This is a genomic window from Accumulibacter sp., assembly GCF_029255125.1.
Lineage (GTDB): Bacteria > Pseudomonadota > Gammaproteobacteria > Burkholderiales > Rhodocyclaceae > Accumulibacter.
Genome location: NZ_JAPUVR010000071.1, coordinates 1 through 6,773, shown reverse-complemented (window position 1 = coordinate 6,773; position 6,773 = coordinate 1). Strand labels below are relative to the sequence as shown.

General features: G+C 62.1%; 4 protein-coding genes. 2 read left to right on the top strand and 2 right to left on the bottom strand.

Annotation, left to right across the window (positions count from 1 at the left end; genetic code table 11):
• Positions 1–124 precede the first annotated feature (124 nt).
• Positions 125–1,657 (bottom strand): TolC family outer membrane protein, encoded by a 1,533-nt coding sequence (locus tag Q1L59_RS03425; RefSeq protein ID WP_300328045.1) that lies wholly within the window; start codon positions 1,655–1,657, stop codon positions 125–127.
• A 120-nt stretch (positions 1,658–1,777) separates the two neighbouring features.
• Between Q1L59_RS03425 and Q1L59_RS03420 the strand changes: the two genes are divergently transcribed.
• Positions 1,778–2,479 (top strand): transglutaminase-like cysteine peptidase, encoded by a 702-nt coding sequence (locus Q1L59_RS03420; RefSeq protein WP_300328042.1) that lies wholly within the window; start codon positions 1,778–1,780, stop codon positions 2,477–2,479.
• 19 nt (positions 2,480–2,498) lie between these two features.
• A complete protein-coding gene (locus Q1L59_RS03415; RefSeq protein WP_300328039.1) occupies positions 2,499–4,433 on the top strand; it encodes an EAL domain-containing protein in 1,935 nt (644 codons plus the stop codon).
• Between the two features lie 69 nt (positions 4,434–4,502).
• On the opposite strand, the gene Q1L59_RS03410 is transcribed toward Q1L59_RS03415, so the two are convergent.
• Positions 4,503–6,773, bottom strand: a 2,271-nt coding sequence (locus tag Q1L59_RS03410; protein WP_300328037.1) for a type I secretion C-terminal target domain-containing protein, incomplete at its 5' end; no start/stop codon positions are given.

Here is a 6,773-nt window from a genome sequence, read left to right as displayed (position 1 = left end):
GAAGCGTGGCCTCATCCAGCCTTCCACGCAGCGCTTGATACTTGGCTTCTATGGCTAACTCCTGCTCCATGCCGAAACCATAGGCCAATCATCACAAATGTTCAAGTTATTTTTGCTTAACGCCTTAGCGCTTTTCCGGGTTGTCGTGGCCACCGGCTGCAGCCGGAACCTCGGAGGCGCTGCGTCCGCCGATGAAGCCCGACGGCGATCCCTCCATCAATGCGCGTGCCTTCTTCCTCAATCCCTCGCGATCGAACTGTAGCTGTGCCGGCGCCAGCGGCGGGCAGAGCGCCGCCGGGTCAACCGCAGCCATGGCGCTCTCTTCCGGTACGTTCTCGGCATCGACGCGTTTCAGGCCGAGTTTTTCGAGCAGACGGCCCATCGCTGCGTACGACCGCAGGTAAGCCAGTGACAGATCGACATCGGCATTGACCTGTGTTCGCCGTGCATCGAAGAACTCGTTTTGTGTGTTGAGCAGATCGAGCAGCGTGCGCTGACCGATGTTGAACTGATCGCGATAGGCGTTGCGCGTTTTTTCGACCAGTTCGACCTGCTGGGTGATGTACGACAACTGCTCGCGCAGGCGGATCGTGTCGTGGTAGGCAATCGACAAAGTCTGGCGTAGATCACGACAGATCTTTTCGCGCTGGTCAAGCGCCGTGTTCTTGCGCTCGCGATACTGGCGGTCACGCGCAAGGTCGGAGCCCCCGTTGAACAGGTTGTAGCGCAAGCGCAGTTCGACGACCGTGTTGTCGCGCGAACCCTCGACGCCGAGGTAGTTCCGGATGTTCTCGCTGCGCGCCAGCAGGTCGACGCGCGGCATGAATGCGGCCCGGCGGGCATCCAGGTCGTACTGCGCCGCCTCGGTGTTTTCCACGCTTGCCCGCAAGGCGGGGCTGTGCTTCAGCGCCGACTGCAGGGCCAGGTCCACCCTCTCGGGCAGCGTTGCCGACAGATCTGCCGGGACAGGCAGGGCATTCGCCGGATAGTCACCGACAATCCGCAAGTAGCGCGCCGTCACGTCGTGCAGGTTGGCCAGCGCGGTCGTCAGATTAACGTCGGCCAGCGCCAGGCGGCTTGCCGCCTGGTCGACGTCGACTCGCTTTCCCACACCCGAGGCTGCGCGTCGTTGAAGCTGCTCGAGGGCAGCCTGGTGCTGGATATAGTTCTCTTCTGCGAGTTCGACTTGGCGGCGGTAACGCACGACATCGAGGTACGCGCGCGCACCTTCGAGGGCAATGTTCTCGGACGAATCGAGCAACTCGAAGTAGCGCACCAGCTTGGCTTTGCCTAGTCGCTTTACTTCGTTCGAGGTGGCAAAGCCGTCAAACAGCATTTGCCGCAGGCTGAGCGAGACATCACGCCGGGTGTAGCTCGAGTCGCCTCCGGCGCTTGCCGGCTTCAGACGTTCCTGACCGGCGCCGGCGGACAGGTCGACCTCGGGAAAGAAGCCTCCGCGCGCCACGCCAATCTCCTCGGTTGCTTCACGGAAGGCATGCCAGCGCGCCAAGACTTCGGGATTCCGCAAGACAGCCGCCTGCGCAGCCTCTGGCAAGGAAGCGGGCTCGCTGGCCAGACAGGTGGCAACCAGGACGGCGCTGCTGGCGAGCACCGAGGCGCCCAAACGAGCAATAAATCTCTGTTGAATGATGGCCATGCTTCAACACTCCTACCCCGATAGCTATTCCATCGCATTATACTCATGACTGAGTGATATTTCTGGAAAAGGCATGGATTTGCCTCAGTTCTTCGCCAAGCCTTGTCGCTTTCGGCTGACATGTCGCTGAACATCGGGCGGCAGGCCGTTCCAGCGCTCCGTCGGTGCGGCAGCCTGCTGGCCTTCCCGATCGTGCTGGCAACCTGTTACGTCTTTGCCCAGCCGAGCCTGAGTGCACTGCAGGCACAACTGGTCGCCCGCTTTGGCGCCGCGAGAAGCGCGCTGCTGGACGACTGGGGCCGCGTTCTCGCGCAGGCCAGGAACGCGGGCGAGGAAGGAAAGCTTGCCTTGGTAAACGATTTTTTCAACAAGAACATCCTTTTTGAAGAGGACATCAGCACTTGGCAGCAGGCTGACTACTGGGCAACGCCGCTCGAAACAATCGGTCAGGGCAAGGGCGACTGCGAGGATTTCGCCATCGCCAAGTACTTCTCGCTGCGCATGGCCGGTATTCCGATCAGCAAGATGCGCCTGGTCTATGTCAAGGCTCAACTCACTGGCGGCGGCGAGTTCGTGCAGCGAGCGCACATGGTACTGGCTTACTACAGCAGGCCGCAGGCTGATCCTCTGATTCTCGACAACCTGCAGAAAGCGATACAGCCGGCATCGAAGCGGCGCGATCTGCAACCGGTGTTCAGCTTCAACAGTGAGGGAATCTTTGCCGGCGTTTCGGGGGCAGAACCGCCTAGTGCGGGAAAACTCGGCCGCCTGTCACGCTGGGAGAACCTGCTGCAGCGCGCGCGCGCCGAGGGTTTTGACTAATCATGTTCGATTGAGGACGATGAACATGTCGATGTATCGCCAATTCTGGCTGGCCATCATCACCAGCATGCTGCTCGCATTTATCGGCAGCCTGGCTGCCTCGATGCTCAGCGCGCGAGCTTACCTGCAGGAGCAACTGACGATGAAGAATGCCGACAACGCTTCGGCGCTGGCTTTATCGCTCAGCCAGAGCAATCCCGACCGAGTCGCCATCGAGTTGACCGTGTCGGCTCTTTTCGACAGCGGTCACTATGAGCTGATTCGCGTCGTCGACCCTGACGGGGTGACCATGGTCGAAAGACTCAGCGGGCCGGTCGAGCTCGAAGCGCCACGCTGGTTCGCCGATCTGCTGCCAATTCTGGCCCAGCCCGGACAGGCGCAGATCAGTAACGGTTGGGCCCAGGTGGGCACACTAACCCTGCTCAGTCACAGCCGCTTCGCCTACGGCGCGCTCTGGAAAAGCGTCTGGCGGATGGTCGGCGCACTGGCGCTGGCCGGTGTCGTCGGCGGATGTCTCGGCTCGATCATTCTGGCGCGCCTGAGGGCGCCACTGCAGGCCGTCATCGAACAGGCGATGGCGATCAGCGATCGGCGCTTCATGATCATCGACGAACCACGCGTACCAGAATTGCGCCACCTGGCGGGGGCGATGAACATGACCGTCGGGCGCCTGAAGAAGATGTTCGAGGACGAGGCGGCGCGTATCGAGGCGCTGCGGCGGGCGGCCAACGTCGATGCCTTGACCGGGCTGGCCAATCGCGACCATTTCATGGCGCGTTTGCGCCAGTCGCTGGAGGGAGAAGACGCTGGCGAGGGTTGCTTGCTGCTCATTCGGCTGGCCGACCTGGGCGAGATCAATCGGCGATTAGGTCGGGTAAAGACCGACGATTACCTGCGGCGAATCGGCGAGCAGCTTGCGGCCTGCGCCAACCAGGATCCGCCAGCGTTCGCCGGGCGCCTGAACGGAGCTGACTTTGCCCTTCTTCTGTCGCCCGGCAGTGATGGCCGCGCGCGTGCCGCCAGTCTGCTGCAAGCGCTCAACGACTGCGGCCGGCGCGCGGGTGGCGATGACGCGGCGGTGTGGATCGGGCTTGGCCGCTTCGATCACGAAAGCGATCTGCCGAACCTGCTTGCACGTGTTGACGGCGCACTTGCCGCGGCTGAGGCGAGTCGGCGCAGTGCCATTCGCGAGGTGCCTTCGGATGAACCAAGGGACGCCCAGCACGGTACTGGGCAGTGGTCGGCAATGATTACGCGTGCGCTCGCACAGCAATGGCTACGGCTGGTGTTGTTCCCGGTGGTCGATGCAGCCGGCCGGCTGTCGCATTACGAGTGCCCGCTGCGCATGCTCTCCGACGAGGGCGGTCAGTGGTTGCCGGCAGGTCGTTTCCTGCCGATGGCCGAGCGGCTGCGGCTGACACCGGCGCTCGATCTTGCCGCGCTGCGTCTGGGCTTGAACGAACTTGCCTCGCGTTCCGAACTGCCGGGGCTGGCGGTCAATCTGTCAGCGCGCTCAGTCGTCGACGCCGGCTTCCGGCAGCAACTGCTCATCCTGGTGGCCGACTGTCCGAGCGAATCCCGCCGCCTGTGGCTGGAGGTCGACGAGAACGGTGCGTTCAGCGAACTGCCGGCTTTTCGCGAATTTCGTCTCGCCCTGCTCAAGACGGGCTGTCGCGTCGGACTGGAGCACTTCGGTCACCGCTTCAGCGAGGTCGGTCTGCTCCATGATCTGGGCCTGGACTATCTGAAGGTCGATGCCAGTTTTGTCCGCGACGTACACCATAACCGGGGCAACGCAGCGTTCCTCGAAGGACTGGCAAGTGTCGCGCACGACATTGGTCTGCAGGTGATCGCGGAAGGGGTGACGACTCGCGAGGAACTTTCCGCGGTGATCAGGTTGGGCTTTGACGGAGTAACCGGGCCGGCGGTCAGCGAACCGTCGGCCGGAGGCTAGTCAGCGGGGACCGAGGGACGGCCGATCCGGCGCCGCGCCTCGGTCTTTCCGCTCGGGCAACATCCCGGCCTAGTCGGTGATCAGTTTGCCCTTGCTGAGCAGATCCTGGATGACTTGCTGATCGGTCGTGAAGCCGCCGATCAGGTTGGCATTCTGCAGGACGATCGTCTGCGTTTCCTGTCCCGCAGTGTAGCTTCCACCGACCTGGTGACTATCTGTCGAAAAGCCTCCGGACGAACTGATATGCACCAGCGTATTGCTACCGGCTTGCTCGAAGTGCAGGAAGTTGGTCAGGCTGCCGCTGTTTTCCCCCTGCAGGAGATCACGCAGGTCGAGACGGTCGCTTTGTGCCGTCAGATCAAAGTCGGTCACGGTATCACTGGCCGGTGTGCCGGGCGCCCCGCGGTCGGCCAGAGCCCAACGGAATGTGTCAGCGCCGGCACCACCCGTCAGTTGATCATTGCCTGAGCCGCCGACCAGCACGTCGTTGGCGTTTCCACCGCTGAGCGTGTCATTTCCCGTTCCGCCGTAAAGCAGATCGCTGCCGTCGCCGCCACTGAGCAGGTCGTTGCCGAAGAGCCCGTTGATGTGATCGTTCGACGCGTTTCCGGTAAGGGTTTCGCCATCGTGGGTACCCATCGTCGTGTTCGTCGTGCTTGCCACGGTGACGCTGATGTTCTGGGAGACGCTCGCCATGTCGGCGTTACTGCTCTCAGTTGCACTTGCCGTCAGTGTCAGATTGACCGTTCCGGAGAAACCGCTCGGTGGGAGAAAGGTAAGTCCGGACAACTGGGCCGGCGTCAGGCTCCACGTTCCGCCGCCGAGGTCGGTCCCCGCGGAGAGCATCGCACCGCTGGGAACGCCGGAAATCGTGATCGCCAGTGCTTCCGAACCATCGGTATCGCGTAGCTGTATGTCCGCTGCAATGGCAACCGGTGCTGCATGGCTGGTCCCCCCGGCCATGAAGTCAATGCCGTTGATGCGTAGCGTCGAATCCTTGTCGTTGTCTTTCCCGTTGACCACCAGCCAGGCAAAACTGTAGTTGCCAGACATCGTCGGAGTAAAGGTATAGGTGCCATTGGTATTGGTCGCTGGGCCGGCCTGCTCGGACGATGTGATCAGGATATTCTGCCTTCCCCCGTTCGGATCGACCACCGACAGAACGACCATATCGTTGTAACCATCGTTGATTTCGCTCTGAAGAGTTTCACCATTGGTGAACGCCCAGTTGAATGCCACGGCGGTGCCCGGTGTCAGCGAGTAGTTATACATGGTCGCCTTGCCGTCGACCGCGGTGATCGGACCAGGATCGTTTGTCGTCGCACCGGCGGGCGGATCAAAGCTGTTCAGCAGCCCGGAAGGCAATTCCAGCGTGTTCTCGAGGAACACCCGGGTGATGCCCGGTTGTGTGGAAATGGTTGTCGGCCCGGCGTTCAAGCTGAATGCCGACGTTCCCACCAGCATGCTGGGTGCGTCGGCGACGGCGTTGACCGTGATCGCGACCGTATCCTGATCGGACAGGACACCACCCGAACCGGTGTTGCCGTTATCGCTGGTGGTCATCGTCAGCGTCGCGGTTCCGCTGTAGTTTGCGGCCGGGGCGTAGACCACGCTGCTGCCCAAGGTGGCGTTGATCTGGGCGGCTGTACCGGTCAGCGTAACGGTAGGCGTGCCGCTTCCTGCGATTGCTGCCGATCCGCCACTGACTGTCAGGGTGCCATGCGTGACTTGCAAGGTAACAGTCATGCTGCTGTTGCCAGCGTCGACGTCGGATATTGATAGTCCGGTGATTGCCTTGTTGGTGTCCTCATTGGTTGTTAGCGCACCTGGGACCAGGTTGACGGGCGCGTCGTTGACCGGGGTGAGATTGATTGTCGTTGCGCCGCTTGTCGTCGCCAGGCCGTCCGAGACACTGTAGGTGAAGCTGGTCGTCGTCGCCGCGGCCAAGTTGGCCGGGGCGTCATATTGCAGCCCAGCGAGTTGCACTGCGGTCAGCACTTGCCCGTTGCTTACCGGGGTACCGTCAGCGAGCGTGATGCTGCCCACGCTCGGCAGCCCGGTGACGGTGATCGTGAGCGGGTTACCGTCGGCGTCGGTTGGCGGGGAGAGGCCCAGAAGGGAGTTGCTGCTTTCCTCGGCAACGTTGATTACAGTAGAACTGACGACCGGGGGATGATTGACTCCCACCTGTACCGATCCATTGTCGTTCCCCATACCGGTGTTACCGGCGGAGTCGGTGACGCTGACATCGACGGTGTAGCTGCCGTCGGCGAGTGCGCTGGCTGGTGTGGCGCTGTAGCTACCGTCGGGCTGAACGGTTGCCGTCAGCGTCTGCACGGT